Source organism: Streptomyces arenae, from assembly GCF_022343545.1.
GTDB lineage: Bacteria > Actinomycetota > Actinomycetes > Streptomycetales > Streptomycetaceae > Streptomyces > Streptomyces humi.
Map to the genome: position 1 here is coordinate 15,555 of NZ_JAKQYH010000006.1, position 18,921 is coordinate 34,475.

Here is an 18,921-nt window from a genome sequence, read left to right on the forward strand (position 1 = left end):
GGAGCATACCCCCGGAGTGACGCAGGTCAAACCAGGACCCTCCCCAGCGGCGTTCCCGACGGCCCCGGCCGGTCCCGGCCGGCTCCGTAATCCGCTCGCCCGCCGCAACCCCCACCCCTACGCTGAGCAGGCACGACGGCTGTCACGGGGGACGTTCACCATGCGTACGCACTATCCACGGACCCGGCATCTGCCCTGGTCGCCCGGCGCCACCGCCGACGACCTCCGGGTCACCGACCTGTCCGGGCTGCGCGGCCGCAAGGTCGTCGTGACCGAGAAGCTCGACGGCGAGAACACCACTCTTTACGCCGACGGCCTGCACGCCCGTTCGCTGGACTCGGCCCATCATCCCTCCCGCACCTGGGTCAAGGCGCTCCAGGCTCGGATCGGCCACGCGATCCCGGCGGGGTGGCGGGTGTGCGGGGAGAACATGTTCGCCCGGCACTCGATCGCGTACGACGATCTGGAGAGCTACTTCTACGGGTTCTCGGTGTGGGACGGACAGGGCCGCTGCCTGGACTGGGACCGGACGGTGGTCTTCCTGCGCGGACTCGGCGTTCCCGTTCCCCGGGTGCTGTGGCGAGGCGTGTTCGACGAGCGGGCGCTGCGCGCGCTGCGCCTGGATCCCGGGCGGCAGGAGGGGTACGTCGTCCGGGTCGCGGACGGGTTCGGCGCGCAGGAGTTCGGGGAGCGCGTGGCCAAGTGGGTGCGGGCGGGACACGTGCGGACGGACACGCACTGGATGCACGCGGCCGTCGTCGAGAACGAGCTCGGGGCCGGGGCGGCCCTGTGGGCGGTGCGGTCGGGAGCGGCCGTCGACGCGCGGGCGCTGGCGGAGTCCGTGGGGCTGCCCGGCGAGGGGGACGCGCGGGCCGTCGACCGCTTCGATCCGGCGGGGCGGTCCGGGGACGACCTGCTGACCGGCGTCCTGGCCGCGCTGCTGCACGGAGTCCGGCGGGGGCGGCTGGCGGCGCGGCTCGCCACGGTGGCGGGCATACCGCTCGCCCGCCGGGTCGCCGACCTCGTGGGGCTGCACCCGGCACTGCACCGGCCGTATCCGGACGAGGACAGGCGGGCCGGTCTGGTGCGCCTGTCGTACGCCGCCGACCTGGGTCTGCTGCACGCGGTGGCGCGGGCCACCGCGGACACGGACGAGGCGCGGGAGCAGGTGGAGTGGTCGGCGCTGCACGCCGAGGACGTGCGGAGCCTCGGGCTGCGGGAGGCCTTCGCCGGGCTGCCGGCCGACACGGCCGCGCGGTGCCGGGCCGAGGCCCGGGAGGCTCACGCGCTGGGCCGGATCAACAGTGCCGACGAGGCCGTCGCCGCGACCTGGCGCCTGCGCTCCGGCACGTTCCCGAAGCTGATCCAGACGGTCGGCCCGGCCGGCAGCGGCAAGAGCACCTTCGCACGGGGACTCCCCGGCGTGGACGCGTACGTCTCCCTGGACGACCTGCGCGAGGCGCGCGGCTCACGCGCCGACCAGCGGGCCAACGGCGAGGTCCTCCGCGAGGGGCTCGGCCGGCTGGACCGGGCCCTGGCCGGCGGCGGGACCGCGGTGTGGGACGCCACGTCCCTCACCCAGCAGCAGCGCTCGCTGGTGCACGGGATCGCCCACCGCCGCGACGCCCTGACCACGCATGCCGTGCTGCTGGTCGACGAGGACGAGCTGGTGCGGCGCAACGCCCGCCGCGAGCACCCGGTGCCGCCCGACGTGCTCACCGGCCAGCTGCGCCGCTTCGCCCCGCCGTATCCCGGCGACGCCCATCGCACCTGGTACATCGGGGCGAGCGGAACCGTCGAGGAAGAGGTCTGAGGCGTGCGTACGAGCGAGGAGATCTACCACCGGGTGCGCTGGGACGCGCGTTTCGACCCTGCGCGCTTCGTGCTCGGCGTCCGCCGACGCGGCGCCGCGCCCAAACGGGTCCCGCTGCCCGTGTTCGTGCCCGGGGGTGAGATCCCCTGGCACCGGGTGCTGTTCATCGAGGCCGACGGCGAGGTGGTGTGGGACCGGGCCACGGGGGTGGACCGGATCGACGCGACGGAGGCGGGACGGGTGCGGGAGGCCCGGCTGCTCCGGGCACCGTTCTTCACGGCCCGCACGCCGTACGCATGGGACGGCGAGGACTGGTCGCCCGCGCCCTCACGGCGCGGGGACGCGTCCGGGGGTGTGCGGGCGTCCGGGGGTGTGCGGGCGTCCGGGGGTGTGCGGGCGTCCGGGGGTGTGCGGGCGTCCGGGGGTGTGCGGGTACTGACCTGGAACACCCTGTGGGACCGGTACGACGCCGACCGCATCGACAGTGCCCGGCGCAGGCCTCTGCTGTCGCGGGCCCTGCGCGACGCGGACGTGGACGTGATCGCGTTGCAGGAGGTCGAGGCGGAACTCCTCGCCCTGCTGCTGGGCGAGGAGTGGGTACGGGCGGGCTGGACGCTGGGCACGGACCCGCGAGGACGGGACGTCGACGCATGCGGTCTGCTGCTCCTGAGCCGGCTGCCCGTCATCGAGGCCGCGCACCACGAACTGGGCCCGCACAAGGCGGTGACCGCCCTCGTCGTGGACGCGGGCTCAAGGCCGGTCGTCATCGCGGCGACCCATCTGAGCAGCGACCACTCGGAGAACGGCGCCGGCCGGCGCACGGCGGAACTCACCCGCGTCGCCGAGGGCCTGGCGGCCGTGGACGCCGATCTGCTCCTGATGGGCGACTTCAACGACGGCGGCTCCACACCGCAGCTGACGCTGGGCCTGCGGGACGCGTGGAGCGAGGTGCACGGCGCCGACGACACCACCCCGACCTTCGACCCGGGCGGCAATCCGCTGGCCGCGATCTCGTCGCTGACGGGCCGGGCCTCACGGCTGGACCGGGTGCTGCTGCGCGGTGAGGGGCTGCGGGCACGGCGCGCCGACCTGTGCGGTGACGTGCCGTCGGCGGAGGGGACGTACATCTCCGATCACTACGGGGTCCTCGCCGAGCTCACGGTGGGCACCTTGGAGGCGGACGCCCCGCAGTCCCTCGCCGAAGGACCGACGCCCCGCACGGCGCTGGCGTGGCTGCCGCCCGAGGAGCTGTGGGCCCCGCTCCAGGAGATCCGCCGGGACCACGACCCGCAGGTCCGCCGCTGGCCCCCGCATGTGAACCTGCTCTTCGGATTCGTGCCGGAACACGCCTTCGAGCGGGCGGCGGCGGTGCTCGCGACGGCCGCCACCGCCCCCTTCGACGCCCGGCTGGAGGGGGTGCAGTGGTTCGGCCACCGGGACGACGCGACCGTCTGGCTCGACCCCGCGGCCGCGGGTGAGGAGCCCTGGACCGACCTGTACCGCACGCTCCTGCGCCACTTCCCGCGCTGCGGCGGCCGCCACCCGGGGTTCACGCCTCACCTCAGCCTGGGCCGCACCACCGACCCGAACGTCCTGGCCGACGCCTGCGCGGGCCGGCTCGCCCCGATGCCGGTCAGGGTCGGCGAGCTGGCCCTGCTCTCGCGGCGCGGAGACGAGCCCATGCGGGCGCGGGCCACGGTGACGCTGGGAACGGGCGAGGTGCGCTGGACGGAGGAGCCCGCGCCGGTCGAGGCGCAGGACCTGGCGCGGGCGGAGGCGCGGGACCTGGCGCGGGTGGAGGCGCGGGACCTGGCTCGGGATCTGGCGCGGGTCGCCGAGGAGACCACCCACCGCATCGAGAACGCGTTCCCCGACGGTGTCGTCCACGTCGTCGGCTCCCGGCGGACGGGCTGCGCGCTGCCCGGTGCGGACCTCGACCTGGTGGCGGTACTGCCCGGCACGATCGAACTGCCCGTCGTACGGACACGGTTGACCGCTGCTCTCCCCGAGGCGACGGACGTCCGCGAGGTGGTCGGAGCCCGCGTACCCGGTCTGCGGCTGCGGATCGACGGGCTGGACGTGGACCTGGTCGTGGTCACCACGGGTTCGACGGACCCCGCGGAGGCGGTGGCGCGCCGGACCGAGCTGGGCGAGGAGGCCGCGATCGCGCTCAGCTCGGTCAGCGACGCCGACGCGGTGCTGGCCTCGGTGGGCGGGCACAGGGCTGCCTTCGCCCGGCTGGCGACGCAGGTCAAGGCGTGGGCGAGGGCCCGGGGTCTGGACTCGGCACCGTTCGGAGGCCTGCCGGGCCTGGCCTGGTCCGTCCTGGCCGCCCGCACCACGGCCGAGGCCGGCGACCTCGCGCCCGGTGATCTCCTACGGCACTTCTTCGCGACGTGGGCGGCCTGGGACTGGCGGGAGCCGGTGGGCAGGACAGCCGACCGTACTCAGCCCCTCCTCCCCCTCACCGTCACGACACCTTCCGCCCCCATTCGCCCCTGCACCGACCAGGTGACGGCGGGCATGCGTGACCTGGTGGCCCAAGAACTCTTCCGCGCCTGGGAGTTGCTGGAGGAAACCACGGACCCCTACTCCCGGGCCGAACTCCTCGCCCCACCCCCGCTCCACCGCCGCCACGCGGCCTGGGCGGTCCTGACGGTGGGCCCGGACGCGGACGAGGGCCGGGTGCGGGGCAGAATGCGGGCCCTCGTCACCGACCTCTCGACACTGACCCCCGACTGCCACGCCTGGCCCCGCCCCTTCACCACGGCCCCGGTCCGCTACGCCATCGGCCTGGGCGCCGCCCCACCGACCGCCGCCCACCTCACGGCCCTCGCGGAACGCCGACTGCGCGGCCTGCCCGGAGTCACCCTGACGCGGGCCGAGGGAGGCGAGGTACCGACCCTGCGCTGACGCCCCGCGTGGCATCGTGCCGGTCAGCGCAGACTCTCCTCCACCAGGGGCAGAAGCTCGTCGAGCCCCAGCTCCCGGCTCTCGGACGCGTCCGGGAGCACCCATGTGCCGTTGTGGTCCCACTGCAGGCGCCGTACGTCACCGGCGTGGTTCTCGTACTCCACGAACCCGCCGGGAGCGTTCCTCAGTTCCGGGATCTCGGCCAGCAGGACCTCGGGCCTGGCCAGGGCCCGCCCCGGGTTGTTGCTGCCTCCCCCGGTACGCGGGTTGTCGAAGCGCATCTTCAGGAACGGCACGGGTCCACGGCCGATGTCCGCGGTGGGCAGCATCTTGTGATACCTGGCCTCCGCCTCCTCCAGCGTCTCCTGCCCGGAGAACTCGCACCGGTACGCGGGAAAGACGATGGTGGTCACGGGCGTGAGGTCCGGGTTCTGCACCCGGTGGTGACCGTGCACCTCGGGAACGGTGGCCGCGACGGAGTCGAAGGCGTACCCGGGCGCCTCGAAGCCGTCGACGAAGGTCAGGAAGCACCCCTCGGCGATCAGCTCCGACTCGTGCGCGCGGGCGAAGGCGAGCACCGCGGCCGCCAGCGCGTCGTCGAGCCGGCGGACCTGGTTCATCTGGAGAAGCCGGGTGCCGTCGCCGGTCAGCGCCCCCGCGGAGTTCAGCACCGGGTTCAGACGCCACGTCCAGGCGCGTTCCAGGCCGTCGATCGGCGTGGCCCGCGGGAACGCGGTGACGGTGGACTGCAGATCTATGGTTCCTTCCGGGGGTCCGGGGTCGGTTGCGGGCCGTCGGGCCCGGTCTTCAGCGGCAGGAGTAGTTGTCGCCCGTGTCCTGTCGGTATCGCGCGTCCATCAGCGCCCCGCCGCGCGAGTTCTTGCTCTTCTCCATCGCTTCCATCTCGCTGGCGTCGTAGTAGGAGTCGTTCCGGGTGGCGCGGCCGGTGTCGTAGCCGGTGGTGTTCCAGTGATCCACGACAGGCTGGACGAGCGCATAGGTGTCGCTGCGCTTGATCTATGAGACGGCCGCGGGAGTTCGGCCGCCGCTGCGTCGTACAGCTCTTCGATGCAAGGCACCCAGACGCCGTCACGCAGCCAGGTGTGCATCAACCACGCGCCGACCGGTCGCCGTACACACCAGCCGTCCAACGCCGCCGCCGATTGAAGGTTCCGCCTGTCGTTGCGAGACTCGCTCCGGGCAGGATCGCCGTTCCCTCTTGGAGGCCAGCGCGTGGACGCAGCGCACGACAACAGGTGGTCGGTGCTGGGCAGGGAGATCCTGCGCGGTGAGGTCGAGGTGACGGCCGCCCACTGCCCCGACTGCGACTCGCAAACCTTGACGTGCCGGGAAGTGGGGCGGCGCACCGACAGGACGGGATATGCGGAAGTCCGTTGCGGGGACTGCGGGCACGGCATCTTCGTCGTGCGCGCCTTCGGACAGGACGGTTACCCCGCCCCGCCTTTCATCGGCGGCGAAGGGCGCTCGGATCGGGGTCCGGAGTGAAGACGGGGTGCGGGTGCGGGAAATCACTGGGAAACACATCCATCCGAGTCGCCTTGGAGAGAATCGCCACCAGGAATTCCACAATGCCGCCTTCGAAGTGCGGCCACTTGGTGTTGCGCGCCCCATTCGCCGTCACGGTCCATGCGTTCGGATCGTCTTCTGGATCCGTAATCCAGTAGATCGTGTCGCCATTGTCGGTATTCCCGACGGCCAACAGCGATTCGATCTCGTACGGGACTTTCTTCTGCAGACTCTCCGGCATTTGCTCCAATAGTTCGGCGGCACGTTCGGCAGCATCGACGAGGCGCGTCGGATAAAACCGGGAACTCGGATGCAAGATGGTCATGAACTGATCGAAGGATCCTGACCCATATCGCTCCGCCAGCCATTTGTAATCGTCAGGCAGCGAGATATCCAGTTCATCTTCGACCCGCTCCCAGTCGATGTCCGCCACCACGTCCGCCGGGGGCGGCACCAGCTGCAGCAACTCTTCTCGTGCGGTCACAACAACTCCGTTTCTCCGAATCCAAACATACCCGCAGGGTTCTCCAGTTCTTCATCGAGAGTGAACCCCTTGTCCCCCCGGGCATGGAACGTAAGTTTATGAGGGGCCACGTCGCCCGGCTCAGGATAGTGGGCTCGAACCTCGTATCTGACGGTCTCCCCACCCGACACCGCGTCATAGATCTTCTGCTCGATCTGATCCCGCATGATCGGCGTGTTGGTCGGGTCCTGAGTCAAAGTCACCAGGTTCTCCTCCAGGTCGCCCCGCCCGCCCAGTCGATCCGCAAGCAGATGCCCGCGTCCCTCATTGAATTTCGTACCGTGCCCGCTCCATCCGGAGGGGTGAACATCCTGGGCCGCGGAAGTTCCGGTGTCGAGCATGTCCTTCGAGATGACCGCGTTGACGCCCGTCGCCCGCCCGTCGGCATCCAGCGGAAGGTAGTGGACGTTCCCGTTGTGCTCGATGACCCCGTTGCACGGTCCCAGACCGAGCGGATCCACCCATCGCCACGGGTTGTGGACATAGGCGACCGGATTGAAAGCGAACTCGATGCCGACGGGGTCCTGGGAGGCGTAGCGGCCGGTCTCCGGGTCGTAGTAACGGTGATAGTTGTAGTGGAGGCCCGTCTCCGGATCGTGGTACTGCCCGGGGAAGCGCAGCGGTGTGGACGCCGTGTTCTCCGCGGCCTGGGCCGTGACACCCCAGGTCGTCCTCCTCGACCGCCACGAGACCGCGCCGGTTTCGTCGACGAGTTCGGTGGGAGCGCCGACGAGATCGGTGACGATGGCGAAGAACCGGGAGTCGACGTCCTGCCGGGTCGCCGCATCCGTGATGCGTTCCGTCTGTGTGAGCGGGTGCAGGCCGTCGTGGTCCCAGGTCAGGGTGACGGGATGCGGCCGGCCGGCGGCTACCGTGGTCTGCTCGGCGAGGGTCGCGCCGTCCCAGACGAACCGCGTGACCTCGGTCGGCGTCACGCCGTCGGCCGCACACCGCGTCTTCGATATCCGGCGCCCCATGGGGTCGTAGGCGTAACGCCAGACCGTCCCGTCCGGTGTGGTGACGGACGTCAGCCGGTCCTCGGCATCCCACTCGTACGTCCAGACGTCCGGCTTGCGGGACAGGCGACGCTTACGCCTGGCGGTCACCCGGCCCGCCCCGTCGGACTCGTACCGCACCGAGCCCGCGCCCTGCTGCGGCCACGTCGCTTCGACCTGGTTGCCGGCCTGGTCGTAGGCGTAGGACTCGACCCAGTCATGCGCCCGCACCCCGGTGACACGCCCGGCAGCGTCGAGGTCGATCGAGACCGGGCCGGCAAGCGTGTCCTCCACACCCACGAGGTAGCCGTCCGGGCGGTACGTGTAGGCGCGCTGCTCCACGGTCTCACCTGCGGCGGACAGCCTCTGACCGAGCAGGCGCCCTGCCGGATCCCAGTCGTGTTCCAGCAGCAATGAGTCACCGATCGAGCGCGATGTCTCACGTCCTGCCGCGGTATGGGCGAAGTCGAGACGGTGGCCCGAGGTGGTCAGTGATGTGGTCCGGCCCGCCGCGTCGAGCGTGTACTCGGCGACCGCACCAGTCGGTGTGGTGCGTGCCGTGCGCCTTCCCCGGGCGTCGTAACGGAAGGAGAGCGTAAGACCGTTGGTCGTCTCGGCGACGACCCGTCCCGCGCCGTCCCTGTGCCGGATCACGTCGCAACCCGGGCCCAGGGCCCGGCTCAGCAGGCCGTCCGCGTCGTACTCGTACGAGGTGACCTCGCCGGCCACGTCCTTCGCGATGGTCCGCCCGACCGTGTCCAAGCTGTAGCGGACGGTCTGCCCAAGTGGGTTGGTGCGGGAGACCAGCCGGCCTGCGGCGTCCCTGCCGTAGTGGACCCGACGGTCGTCGAAGTCCTTCTCACCGATCAGCCGACCTGCCGCGTCATAGGTGTACTCCCAGGTCAGCCCTCTTGGGTCAGTGACCGTGGTCAGGTTCAGGGACGGCGAATAGGAGAACTCGTAACGAACTCCGTTCGGGTCGGTACGTGCACTCAGCAAGTCGAAGTGCGTGTACTCGTACGTCGTGACTCCGCCGCCCGCGTTCACGTGACGGGTGCAGTTGCCCTCTCCGTCGTACTCCCACGTCTCGGTCGACCCGTCCGGGCCGACTCTCCGCGCGAGCCTTCCCTCGGGTGTCCACCGGTAACTGGTCACCCGACCCTCCGGGTCCGTGACGCTGCTGACGCGGCCGAAAGCGTCGTACGCCTTCGTCACCTGGTGCCCCAGCGGGTCCACTATGCCGACGCACAGTCCGCTGCGGTTGTTCGTCAGCCGTGTCCTTGCGCCCAGCGCGTCGACGACACCGACCAGTGCGCCTGTCTCGTCGTACTCGTAATGCGTCGTGGCTCCGAGGGGGTCGGTGACGGCGATGCAGTTGCCCCTGCTGTCGTACTCCCTCGCAAGCGATGCTCCGCCGGGCAGGACTACGGCCGCGAGCTGGCCCCTGTCCGTGTAGGACCAGTGGGTCGTCGCTCCGTCCGGACGAGCGAGGGTGGTGAGACGTCCGCCGGGGCCGTGGGAGAAGCGCGTCGAATGCCCCAGGGCATCCGTCCACTTCACCAACTGCTGATCCTCTCCGTACTCGTTGACCGTCACGCCACCGCATGCGTCGATCTCTGCCTCGATCAGGTACCGCTCGTCGACGACGAAGCGGGTGACCGCACCCTCCGCACTCGTGTAGGTCGTGATGCGCTTTCCAGGCCATGCGCCGTCCGTGCCGTCGTAGTCGAGGACAGCGGCAAGGTGCCCGCTTTCGCCGCCCTGCGCGACACACCGGTCCCGCTCGTCGTACGCGTAGGTGTAGGTGCTCCCGTTGGTGTCCGTCCACGAGGTGACGCGCAGCCTGTCGTCATAGGAATAGCGCAGTGGCAGGCCGGAGGAGTTGAACACCTCCGTGAGATTGCCGTCCGTATAGCCGTACCGCATGACCACGGCATCAGCGCCGTCCTCCGCGGCGCCCGCCAGGTGGAGCGCCGTCACCCGTCGGCCGTCGGTCGTGATCCGCACGTGGTAGCCACTCGTGTGCCGGACGGCGACCGGTGCCCCGTCGGGGGCGTAGTCGAACCAGACCGCGTTGCCGTGCCGGTCCGATATCCGCAGCAGAGGGCAGAACCCTCCCGTGGGCCTGCCGAAATGGCGCGTCAGACCGGACGCGGGGTCCTGCACCCGGTAGCCACCGCCGTCGAGACGACGGAGGGGCCAGCGGGGCCCGGTCTCCGGCAACGCTGGCGTGTCCGGATCGGCGGGATGTGGATACGAAAGCAGTCGGCCGTCCTCGGTGACGAGGACGACGCCCTGCGCATCGATCTCCAGCCGCTGGTCCAGGGTGGAGGCCCAGGATGGCCCAAACCACCAGCCCGTCCGGTACCCGGACGCCACCTGTCGGGAAAGGCCGAGCGGCAGGGTACCCGGCAGATTCAGGTCGGACTGTGCGAGGAACATCCAGCCGGTGGCCATGTCGATCGGGTCGCCGCAGCCCCGGATGCGCGACTTGAGACGACCGAGCGCGTCCTTCCCGCCGGTGAGCGCGTCGTCGAGCATCCTGCGCCCGCTCTTGCCTAGGCCGCGGACGGCGAGGCTCATGGCTTTCATGCCGCCGCGGAGGTTCTTCATCTCCTTGAGGCCCTTGGCGAGTTTGCCGAGGCTGGTGATGCCCTTGCCGCCGGGTATGCAGTCCATGGCCGCGAACGCCACATCCCATAGGGATGCTTGGCCTTTGGAGTATTTGTAGAGCGTGTCCGCGAGGACGACGAGCGCGGCGATGAGGACGATCGCGCCGAGGATGGGCCCGCCGATGATCATCGCGATGATCCCGACGACCGCCACGACCACCTTGCAGACCGTGACGATGGTGTCCCAGTTGTCCTCGAACCAGTGGCCGACGTCCTGCCACCAGTGCCGGTTGGGTATCCCCGCGTCGGAGGCCTCGTCGATCTTCCGCTTCGCCTCACCCGCCGCGTCGTCACGCATCTTCCGCGCGTCCTCGGCCATCTTCTTCGCGGCGTCGAGGGCGCTCTGCGCGGAGGTGACGTCCGACTGGGCCTTGGTATGGGCGGATTTGGCGCTCTGCACATCTCGGGTGGCGGCCCGGACCTTGCCCTCGTCGGGCTTGTCGGCGTCGGACTTGCTGCCGGTGGGGTCGTCCTTGTACTTGTCGGCTTCCTTGGTGGCTCGGGTGACCCAGGAATCGGCCGATGACAGGCGGGACTTGGCGGAGGCCAGGTCCGACTGCGCCTCCTTCGCCTTGGCCAGGGCCTTGTCGGCCAGGGCCTGCGCCCGCTCCAGCTTGGGCCAGTAGTCCGCGAGGGCGTCGCCGCACATCTCGTAGGACTTCTTCAGCTTCTTCAGGTTCTTCGGAACGTCCTTGAACTGCTCCTTGAAGACGTCGGCCGATTTACCGGCCCACTGGAGCAGGGTGTCCTCGCCGGCCATGCCCTTGACCAGACGCAGGGCGTCGGAGACGTCGTCGGCGAAGGAGTGCAGCTGTGCGGCGAGAGTGCGGACGCGCTGCGGGTCGCCGGGGGTGGGGTCCCTGTCGAGATCGAGTGGATGCCAGTCCGCCGGTCGGTACCCCGCCATGTCCCCGCAACCCCCGTCGCGTACGCCCCGTCAACACACCTGTGCACACGCGAACTTACAAGGAACGGCCGTTCGAGGTGAAGCCCAGCGGGTCAGGCTCACAACGCGATCGGGCGGTAGGCCAGAGCCTGGTCCACCACTTCCTCGGCCGTGAGCTCCGGGTCCGAGTAGTAGATCAAGTCGCTTACCCGGGGATGCAGGACACTCTGCTTCAGCTCCTCCAGCAGCGCGTCATGTTCCCGCTCGGGGAGGCGCGCGTCCATGATCTGCTGAACCAGCAGAATGAGTTCGTCAGGGGTCTTCGAAGGCACGTAAGCATCCTCTCGGCTCAGCCGAAATATTCAGCGAAGGCGGCGTCCACGCAGGATCCGCCGGTTGTCCGCGACCGCGTCCGTGCACCGCAGCCACCGATGCTCCAACGTGCCCCGCACCGTCACGTAGACCCGTCGGCGTTTCAACCACGGTGGCAGGTCCCGGGACGGCACGAAGGTGAGTGTGTCGCCGATCGCGTCGTCGGCCGGGCCGCCCGGTCCCTCGGCGCGCAGTGCGGCAAAGAGCTCCGGGGTCAGCCGGCCGTTGCGGCGGGCCGCGGTGCCCGCCGCGGTGCAGGCGTAACCCCGCTGCTCCTGGTCCGGGAGTTTCATCGCCCTCACGATCCGCGGGGACGCCTCCTCCAACGGGCAGTTGAGAGCCAGCCCGATCACCGCCGTGCCGAGATGATCCTCGCCCCGCTCGAACGCGGCGTCCCACTCCGCCGGGTCGTCGAGACCCAGCAGGCCCTCGCCGCTCCCCCAGTCCACAACGGCCGTCGCTCAGTCCGCGAAGCGGAACGTCGACGTGATCGCGTCGAAGATGTCGAAGAAGGACTCGGCGAGGTCGAGGACCTGGCTGCTGCCCGCCACCAGGGCGACCTTGCCCTCCTGGCCCGGGACCGGGATGAACGTCTGCATCAGGACCGCGCGGATCGTGCGGCCCAGGCTGTCCTCGGGGATCGGGATGTCCTCGATGCCGTACGTCCGGGCAGCGGGGCCGACTCCGGGGATGTCGACGGTCGTCACCTTGCGCCAGGAGTCGCCCTCCCGGTGGGCCTCCTTGGGGGCGAGCTGGGCGGCGATGGCGGCCGGGTCGTTGGAGAGGGGCGCGCCCTCGCGGGTCCGGCCCCCGACCAGCGACACCGTGACCGAGCCGGTGATCGGGGTGTCGCCGCCGAAGCTCTCCGCCATGCAGCCGCAGTACATCGCGCCCGACTTCCACGCGTCCGCCGCGGACTTGCGCAGGAAGCCGACGTACGTGTCCCGGTACTGCGCCAGCTCCGGGTGCTGGGCGACGCGCTCGTTCACCATCCGCCGGATCGAGTCGTCCCGCGACTCCGGCCGCACGTCGAACTCCCACCACGACTCCGGCACCTTGATCCGGAAACCGCCGCGCTCGATGGTGAGCGTCTCCATATAGCGCGCCATGGTGTACGCAGCCCCCGTCCGATGATCTGATATACGGTGCGGCCCAGACTACGAGATGCGCGAACGGGGGACGGTCACGTGGGCAACGGCAAGAGCGACCTCGCGATACCGCTGAGCGAGCTGGAGGACTACGGCCGCAAGCTGCGCTCCATCAAGGAACGCCTGAACCACACCAAGAAGATGTTCGAGTCCTACCAGGACGACGTCGGCAGCAGCACGGTCTACAACGCCCTCGACGACTTCGAGTCCAACTGGCACGACGGCCGCGAGGACATCACCAAACAGATCGATTCGCTCGCCGACATGTCCGACACCGTGGTCCGCGAGTTCAAGAAACTGGACGACGACCTCGCGAAGAAGGCAAAGGACGCGGTACGGCCGGAGGGTCAGCAGCAACCGCAGGGTGGTGGCGGGAACAAGGCGGAGTAGCCGCGCTCCGGCGGCTCGCCGCCGAGCAGTTCCTCCAGCGTCCCGTCGTACGCCCGGAACCCCGCCTTGACCGGGTCGGTCGAAGACGGTCTTACGGGCCACGCGCGCGGCGATGAACCGCTCCACCTCGTCCCCGCTGTACGCCGGCCGACGCATCAGGAACAGCCCGCGCGCGTATTCGGCTGTCTGCAACAACCCGTGGATATTGAGCGGGTCGTAGAGCTGGAGCTCGACCGCCCTCGCCTCCAGCTGCGCCAGGTCACGCACCTTCGTAACCAAGCCCGTGACCGCATCACCTCCTGCGATGACCACGGCACCCTCACCACCTGGCTGACCCGCGCCGCCACGGCCACCACCACGGTCGAGCTCTTCGAGCAGCCCGAGTAAGAGCTCGCGCGGAGCGCTCAGCGCACCAGCTCGGCGGCCAGGAGGTCCATCAGGAGGCCGTCGTGCCAGGTGCCGTCCGGGCCGCGCTCGTACTGCCGCATGATGCCGACCGGCTTGAAGCCGACCTTGGTGTAACAGCGGATCGCCGCGATGTTGTCGGCTGCCGGGTCGATGATCAGACGGTGGTAGCCCTGGACGTCGACCAGATGGCGGGCCAGGGTCCGTACGGCGTCGGTGCCCAGGCCCCTGCCGTGCAACGAGGGATCGAGGAAGAGGTCGATGCCGGCGTGCCGGTAGTCCGGCTCTTCCTGGGCGTACCACTGGATCATGCCGATGATCCGCTGTCGGTGGTCGATGGTCAGGGACCGGGTGTCTGGGTCTTCGAGGTCGGCTGCGACGTCCGCCTCGAGATCGTCCCCGCCCCTCCATCGTGCACACACTTCAGGCGTGGCCCGAATGGCGGCCAGGGGACGGATGTCCTCGCGCACGGTGGGGCGGAGGGCCACGGAGGCGCCACGCAGCACAGTCATCCGAAAACCTTACGCAACCGGCCTCGGATGCGGCTCGCTCCGGAACGGACTCGGAGTCCCCCGTCTGCCGGATGGCCGGGACCCTCGCCGTCCGGCAACGTGAGGGGCGCAAGCCTCAGTCGCGTGTGGGTGGAAGGACGCCATCGTGCGAAACGTCGTGGGGACCGCAGCTCTTCTCCTGGCCCTCGCCCTCGCCGTCACGGCACCGGCAGCGCCCGGAACCGGCACGGGCCCGGACGGCGTGTGGCGCACCGACGGTTACGGGACGATCGTCACCGTCGACGCACGGGGGATGCAGGAGTACCAGACGACCGCCGTCAGCTGCCTCAAGGGGGACTTCTCACCGGCCGGGGCCGGACGAGGGACCTACGAGTCCGACGGTGCCGTCCTCACCCTGCGGCTCACCTCCGACGCCGGGCACGCCCTGCTCGACGACGACAGCGCGGTCGGGCACCGGCGGCTGACACGGATCGGCTCGCTCCCGGCCGCCTGCACCCGGCCGCCCTCGTCCGACCCCCGCGCGGCCTTCGACGTCTTCTGGCAGTCCTTCCAGGAGAACTACCCCTTCTTCGCGGCCAAGGGCATCGACTGGCAGGCCGTGCGCGACCGCTACCGGCCGCTCGTGCACGAGGACACCACCCGCGCCGCGCTCTTCGACGTCTTCAGCCGCATGACCGAACCGCTCCACGACGCGCACGTGCTCGTCCAGGACGGCGACCGCCACTACGGCGTGGGACGCCCCGGGACCACCCTGCCGGGCCCGGAGCTCGACGCCAGGGTGAAGAGGTTCGTCATCGCCCGCGACCTCAAGGGGGCCACCGGCCGGCAGGACTTCGCGGACGGCCTCATCACCTATGCGGATCTCCCCGGGGGAAACCTCGGATACCTGCGGATCGCCGACTTCGACGGATACAACCGGGACGACGACTCGTACGCCGCCGACCGCACCGAACTCGACCGGGTGCTGAACGCCGTCCTCACCCCGGCCCGCACCCGCTCCCTGCGCGGTCTGATCATCGACCTGCGGGTCAACGGCGGCGGCTCCGACGCCCTCGGCATCCGCATCGCCGAACGGCTGACGGACACCCCGTACGTCGCCTACTCCAAGCGCGTCCGCGACGACCCCGCCGACCCGGCCCGCCACACCCAGCCCGAACCGGTCCGCGTCACCCCTGCCCGCGGACCCCGCTACACCGGCCCGGTCGTCCTCCTCACCGGCGGTTCGACCGTCAGCGCCGGTGAGACCTTCACCCAGGCCCTGATCGACCGCCCGGGCCGCACGGTCCGCGTCGGACAGCCGACCCAGGGCGTCTTCTCGGACATCATGGTCCGCTACCTGCCCGACGGCATGGCGGCCTGGCTCCCGAACGAGGAGTTCCTGACCCGCACCGGACGCACCTTCGACGGCGCCGGCATCCCGCCGGACATCACCGAACCGATCTTCACCGCCGAGGAGTTCACGAAGAACCGCGACTCGGCGTTCGACCGGGCGGTGGCCCTGCTGCGGCCCGCCCCTGGCCTCCGAGCCCCCACCCCCCGCCGACGCCTCCCCTAGAGCCGCCGGCTCTCCAGCGGCCCCAGGTACGTCGGGGTCAGGCCGCCCGTGTCGATCAGCAGTCGCTGCACCACCACCGTGGGGTCCACCGACCAGAACTTCAGGCGGTGGGTCCCGGAGGTCAGGGTGTGCCGGGTCGCCGTCCGGTTCACGTTGTCGGACGTGTTCCTCGCCCACACCGTGTTCAGCAGACCGTCGTCCGCGCCCGCGGTGATGTCGACCACCTGGGGCTCGTCCTCGTCGAAGGAGAGCGCGTAGTGCAGGCCGGCGGCGGCCGTCGCCGGGTTGCGCGGTGACAGGTACGCCCACACCGTCACCTCCCCCGCCGACAGCAGGCTCACCTCGTACTCCAGTCGGGGCCAGGCGGCCGCGGACCCGCCCCAGCCCCCCGTCACCGGCCACGCCGTCATCCCGGCCCCGGTCCGCCCGATGCCCGGCAGCCGGCGCCACCGCCCCACCGCACGGTCGTGGTGCTCCGCGTCGATCGCGACGTACCCGCCCGCCTCGACGAAGCCCCGCAGCCCCCGCAGTCCCCGCAGTCCCCGTAGCCCCCGCAGTCCCCGCAGTCCCCGTGCCGACGGCTGCTCCGCCACGCACCGCACCGTCACCGACTCCCCCGCCCCGCTCACCGTCAGCTCCCCGGACGACCGTCCACCCGGCGCCCGGGACCAGTCCACCCGCACCTCCACCCGCACCTGCCGCTCCACCCGGCCCCGCGGCCGGTCCACCACCAGCCACGGCACCGAACTCTCCACCCGGTAGCCGAAGGGGGTACGGCCCCGGTTGAACACCTCGACGAACTGCTGCGGCCGGGTCTGATACGGACTGAACGGCGGCAGCGCCCCGGCTCCCGCGTCCTCCGCGCCGTCCACCCAGACGCCCAGCCCCGCCGCCTCGGGCACCTCGATGCGGCGTACCGCGGGGAAGAGCACGTCCGGAAGGGCCACGTTGTCCTTCTCCGGCTGCTGCCAGGGCGCGTTGGGGCCGTACCGGTCGACGTCCCCGTAGTCGATGTGCGGCTGTGTCTGGAAGCCCTGCCATTTGCCGCCCGCCACCTCGGAGTTGAAGCGGCCGGCCAGCGCGAAGTCCCGGAGCAGGGCCTGTTCCGCGTCCGCCGCGCGGTCGTTCGTCGCCGCTCTGCCCTGCCGGGCGTACAGCAGGTTGGTGAACTCGGCCTCCCGCAGCGCGTACAGGTTCGCGGTGGCCGCCACCTCGTACCCGACCAGCTCGAACCACGCGTCCCGGGTGGCCTCGGGCAGCCGGCGGGCGATCCGCGCCGCCCGCCTGTCCAGCTCCCGCCACTCCGCCGTGACCCGCTCCAGCTCCCGGTGGCCGAAGGAGAAGGGCGTCTGCCGGTCGTCATACACCACCTGGCCGGTGTCGGAGAGGGTGATCCGGCGGTTCAGCAGCTCGGGTTTGCGGCGGGCCTGCAACTGACCGTACGTGGCCAGGACCTCGGCCGCCTCGCCCGCCACCGCGGCGCCGAAGTTCTGCCGCGCGTACCTCCGTTCCCACTCGCCCAGCCGGTCGGCGTCCCAGCGCTCCGGGTTCCAGGCGTAGGTGAGGAAGAACTCCGTGGGCAGTTCGTTCCCCTTCAGGTCGCCCACGTTCGCGACCCACAGCCCGTGGTTGCCGTAGGCGTGCGCCTGGTGGAGCTGGTCCCAGACGTTGCGGAGGTTCGCGGTGTCGACCCACTTGTAGTTGCGGCCGGCGCCCACGTAGTCGAAGTGGTAGTAGAGGCCGTATCCGCCGCCGCGGGGTTCTCCGGGCGCCGGGTGCTTGCGGATGTTGCCCCAGTTGTCGTCGGTCAGGACGACGGTGACGTCGTCCGGTGCCCGCAGTCCCCGGTCCCAGTAGCGCTGGACCTCCTTGTACAGGGTCCACACCTGCGGGGTCTCGGCCGCCGGCCGGCCCGTCTCCTCCTCGATGATCCCCCGCTGCGCCGCGATGATCTCCCGCATCAGCTCGATGCCGTCGCCGTCGGGGAGCCCGGTGTCGCCGTTGCCGCGCATGCCGAGGGTGACCACGCCCTCGAAGCCCTCGTCCACCATCCGCCGGACACCCGCCCGCCAGTAGGCGCGGATCGCCTCCGCGTTGCGGAGGTACGACCACTCGCCCGTGCCCCCGTAGGGGTCCCTGCCGCCCGTGGCATGCCGGTTCCACTCCTCGATGCCGCGCATCATCGGCGCCTCGTGAGACGTGCCCATGACAACGCCGTAGTCGGCGGCCCGCCGGTGGTTCTCCGGGTCGTCCTCGGCGAACGCCCGCCCCCACACCGCCGGCCAGAGGTAGTTGCCCTTCAGCCGGAGCAGCACCTCGAAGATCCGGGCGTAGAAGTCCGCGTTGAAGCCGCCGGGGTAGCCGGGGGCCTTGCCCGGCCCGAAGTGGGCGGGGGCCCAGGTCCCGAGGGCCGGGTTCTCGTCGTTGATGAAGAAGCCCCGGTAGCGCACGGCCGGCGTGCCCTGGGTGAACCTGCCGGGCAGGACCCACACCCCGGTCCGGCGCACCGGGGGCACGTCGTCCCACCAGTGCCAGGGGGAGATCCCGATGCCGTACGAGACGTCGTAGACCCCGAAGATCGTGCCGCGCGGGTCGCTGCCCGCGATGACGAAGGCCTTCTCCACCCCGGGCAGCGGATGCTCGACCACCGTCTGGAGCGAGGTCTCCCAGCGGCCGCGGATCTCCGAGACGTCGAGCCGGCCGGCGGCCACCAGGCCGTCGATCAGCGGGCTGCGGCCGATCGTGCCGACCAGGACGGCGAGCGGGGCGATGGTCGCACCAGGCCGGATCCCCGTCACCCGTTCGAGGTCGGCGCGGAGGTCGGCCGCGACCCGGACCACCCCCGGGTGGTCGTCGGCGCTCACCACGACCGGGGCACCCACCAGGGCGAACGCCCCACCGGTGAAGGAGATGTACGCACCGGGGTCGGTGTTCCGGAGCGCGGACTCCGTGACGGTCCCGGCGATCCCCGACGACAGCACCGGTACGGCGGCGGCGCCCGCACCGAGCACCGTCCTGCGGCTCACAGACATGCCTCACCCCTCCGTCAGAATTTGCTCAGCGGCATGACAAATGGTGGGGCGGGCGCTTCCCGTGAGCCAGGGGTCGTACACGCCGAATAGTTTCGAACCCGGACGACGACAAAGGGGCCCGTACGACCGGAGTCGTACGGGCCCCTTCAGACCTGCCTGGTCAGCCCTCGCGGGCCGA

Annotated in this window: 14 protein-coding genes and 1 pseudogene; 5 read left to right on the forward strand and 10 right to left on the reverse strand. The window is 70.7% G+C overall.

Features of this window, described 5'->3' with window-relative positions; translation table 11 throughout:
• The first annotated feature begins 160 nt into the window (after nucleotides 1–160).
• Together MB828_RS02905 and MB828_RS02910 are read left to right on the forward strand one after the other, a co-directional pair.
• Nucleotides 161–1,813 carry an RNA ligase family protein gene (locus MB828_RS02905; protein WP_301646792.1) on the forward strand — a complete coding sequence of 551 codons (1,653 nt, stop codon included), beginning with the start codon at nucleotides 161–163 and terminating at the stop codon, nucleotides 1,811–1,813.
• Between the two features lie 3 nt (nucleotides 1,814–1,816).
• Nucleotides 1,817–4,726: a poly(A) polymerase gene (locus tag MB828_RS02910; RefSeq protein WP_301646793.1), complete on the forward strand. Its 2,910-nt coding sequence runs from the start codon at nucleotides 1,817–1,819 to the stop codon at nucleotides 4,724–4,726.
• 23 nt (nucleotides 4,727–4,749) lie between these two features.
• Here MB828_RS02910 and MB828_RS02915 read toward each other — a convergent pair whose 3' ends face one another.
• The 7 genes from MB828_RS02915 to MB828_RS02945 all read right to left on the reverse strand — a co-directional run bounded on the left by MB828_RS02915 (nucleotide 4,750) and on the right by MB828_RS02945 (nucleotide 12,810).
• Nucleotides 4,750–5,397 (reverse strand): hypothetical protein, encoded by a 648-nt coding sequence (locus MB828_RS02915; protein ID WP_301646794.1) that lies wholly within the window; start codon nucleotides 5,395–5,397, stop codon nucleotides 4,750–4,752.
• Between the two features lie 136 nt (nucleotides 5,398–5,533).
• On the reverse strand, nucleotides 5,534–5,704 hold the full coding sequence (locus MB828_RS02920; protein WP_301646795.1) for a hypothetical protein: 171 nt from the start codon (nucleotides 5,702–5,704) through the stop codon (nucleotides 5,534–5,536).
• Nucleotides 5,705–6,191: 487 nt separating this feature from the next.
• Complete coding sequence (locus MB828_RS02925) at nucleotides 6,192–6,737, reverse strand: SMI1/KNR4 family protein (RefSeq protein WP_301646796.1); 546 nt, start codon at nucleotides 6,735–6,737, stop codon at nucleotides 6,192–6,194.
• The gene (locus MB828_RS02930; protein WP_301646797.1) at nucleotides 6,734–11,350 is read right to left on the reverse strand and encodes an RHS repeat-associated core domain-containing protein; all 4,617 of its coding nucleotides are present in this window, start codon (nucleotides 11,348–11,350) and stop codon (nucleotides 6,734–6,736) included. The genes MB828_RS02925 and MB828_RS02930 overlap by 4 nt, the downstream gene beginning before the upstream one ends.
• Before the next feature lie 98 nt (nucleotides 11,351–11,448).
• Nucleotides 11,449–11,661 carry a bacteriocin immunity protein gene (locus tag MB828_RS02935; RefSeq protein ID WP_301646798.1) on the reverse strand — a complete coding sequence of 71 codons (213 nt, stop codon included), beginning with the start codon at nucleotides 11,659–11,661 and terminating at the stop codon, nucleotides 11,449–11,451.
• A gap of 30 nt (nucleotides 11,662–11,691) precedes the next feature.
• Nucleotides 11,692–12,150: a hypothetical protein gene (locus tag MB828_RS02940; RefSeq protein ID WP_301646799.1), complete on the reverse strand. Its 459-nt coding sequence runs from the start codon at nucleotides 12,148–12,150 to the stop codon at nucleotides 11,692–11,694.
• 12 nt (nucleotides 12,151–12,162) lie between these two features.
• Entirely contained in the window at nucleotides 12,163–12,810 is a 648-nt protein-coding gene (locus MB828_RS02945; RefSeq protein ID WP_301646800.1) for a hypothetical protein, read from the reverse strand.
• A 78-nt stretch (nucleotides 12,811–12,888) separates the two neighbouring features.
• Here MB828_RS02945 and MB828_RS02950 point away from each other — a divergent pair, with 78 nt between their 5' ends.
• Nucleotides 12,889–13,239: a hypothetical protein gene (locus MB828_RS02950; RefSeq protein ID WP_301646801.1), complete on the forward strand. Its 351-nt coding sequence runs from the start codon at nucleotides 12,889–12,891 to the stop codon at nucleotides 13,237–13,239.
• Between the two features lie 126 nt (nucleotides 13,240–13,365).
• Here the strand turns inward: MB828_RS02950 and MB828_RS02955 are convergent.
• Nucleotides 13,366–13,506: pseudogene (locus tag MB828_RS02955) on the reverse strand (Scr1 family TA system antitoxin-like transcriptional regulator); the annotation flags it as partial.
• Here MB828_RS02955 and MB828_RS02960 point away from each other — a divergent pair.
• Nucleotides 13,438–13,626, forward strand: a complete 189-nt coding sequence (locus MB828_RS02960; RefSeq protein WP_301646802.1) for a hypothetical protein — start codon at nucleotides 13,438–13,440, stop codon at nucleotides 13,624–13,626. The pseudogene MB828_RS02955 and the gene MB828_RS02960 sit on opposite strands and share 69 nt — an antisense overlap.
• 17 nt (nucleotides 13,627–13,643) lie before the next feature.
• Here MB828_RS02960 and MB828_RS02965 read toward each other — a convergent pair whose 3' ends face one another.
• Nucleotides 13,644–14,156: a GNAT family N-acetyltransferase gene (locus MB828_RS02965; protein ID WP_301646803.1), complete on the reverse strand. Its 513-nt coding sequence runs from the start codon at nucleotides 14,154–14,156 to the stop codon at nucleotides 13,644–13,646.
• Between the two features lie 145 nt (nucleotides 14,157–14,301).
• On the opposite strand from MB828_RS02965, the gene MB828_RS02970 reads away from it, so the two are divergent.
• A complete protein-coding gene (locus tag MB828_RS02970) occupies nucleotides 14,302–15,711 on the forward strand; it encodes a S41 family peptidase (protein ID WP_301646804.1) in 1,410 nt (469 codons plus the stop codon).
• Here MB828_RS02970 and MB828_RS02975 read toward each other — a convergent pair.
• Entirely contained in the window at nucleotides 15,708–18,743 is a 3,036-nt protein-coding gene (locus MB828_RS02975; RefSeq protein ID WP_301646805.1) for a glycosyl hydrolase 115 family protein, read from the reverse strand. The two genes, MB828_RS02970 and MB828_RS02975, sit on opposite strands and share 4 nt — an antisense overlap.
• Nucleotides 18,744–18,921: the final 178 nt, after the last annotated feature.

Bases quoted from the DNA above. Each gene is read 5' to 3' on its own strand.
- MB828_RS02905 (WP_301646792.1), top strand. From the start codon at position 161: ATGCGTACGCACTATCCACGGACCCGGCATCTGCCCTGGTCGCCCGGC.
- MB828_RS02930 (WP_301646797.1), bottom strand. From the start codon at position 11,350: ATGGCGGGGTACCGACCGGCGGACTGGCATCCACTCGATCTCGACAGG.
- MB828_RS02945 (WP_301646800.1), bottom strand. From the start codon at position 12,810: ATGGCGCGCTATATGGAGACGCTCACCATCGAGCGCGGCGGTTTCCGG.
- MB828_RS02965 (WP_301646803.1), bottom strand. From the start codon at position 14,156: ATGACTGTGCTGCGTGGCGCCTCCGTGGCCCTCCGCCCCACCGTGCGC.
- MB828_RS02975 (WP_301646805.1), bottom strand. From the start codon at position 18,743: ATGTCTGTGAGCCGCAGGACGGTGCTCGGTGCGGGCGCCGCCGCCGTA.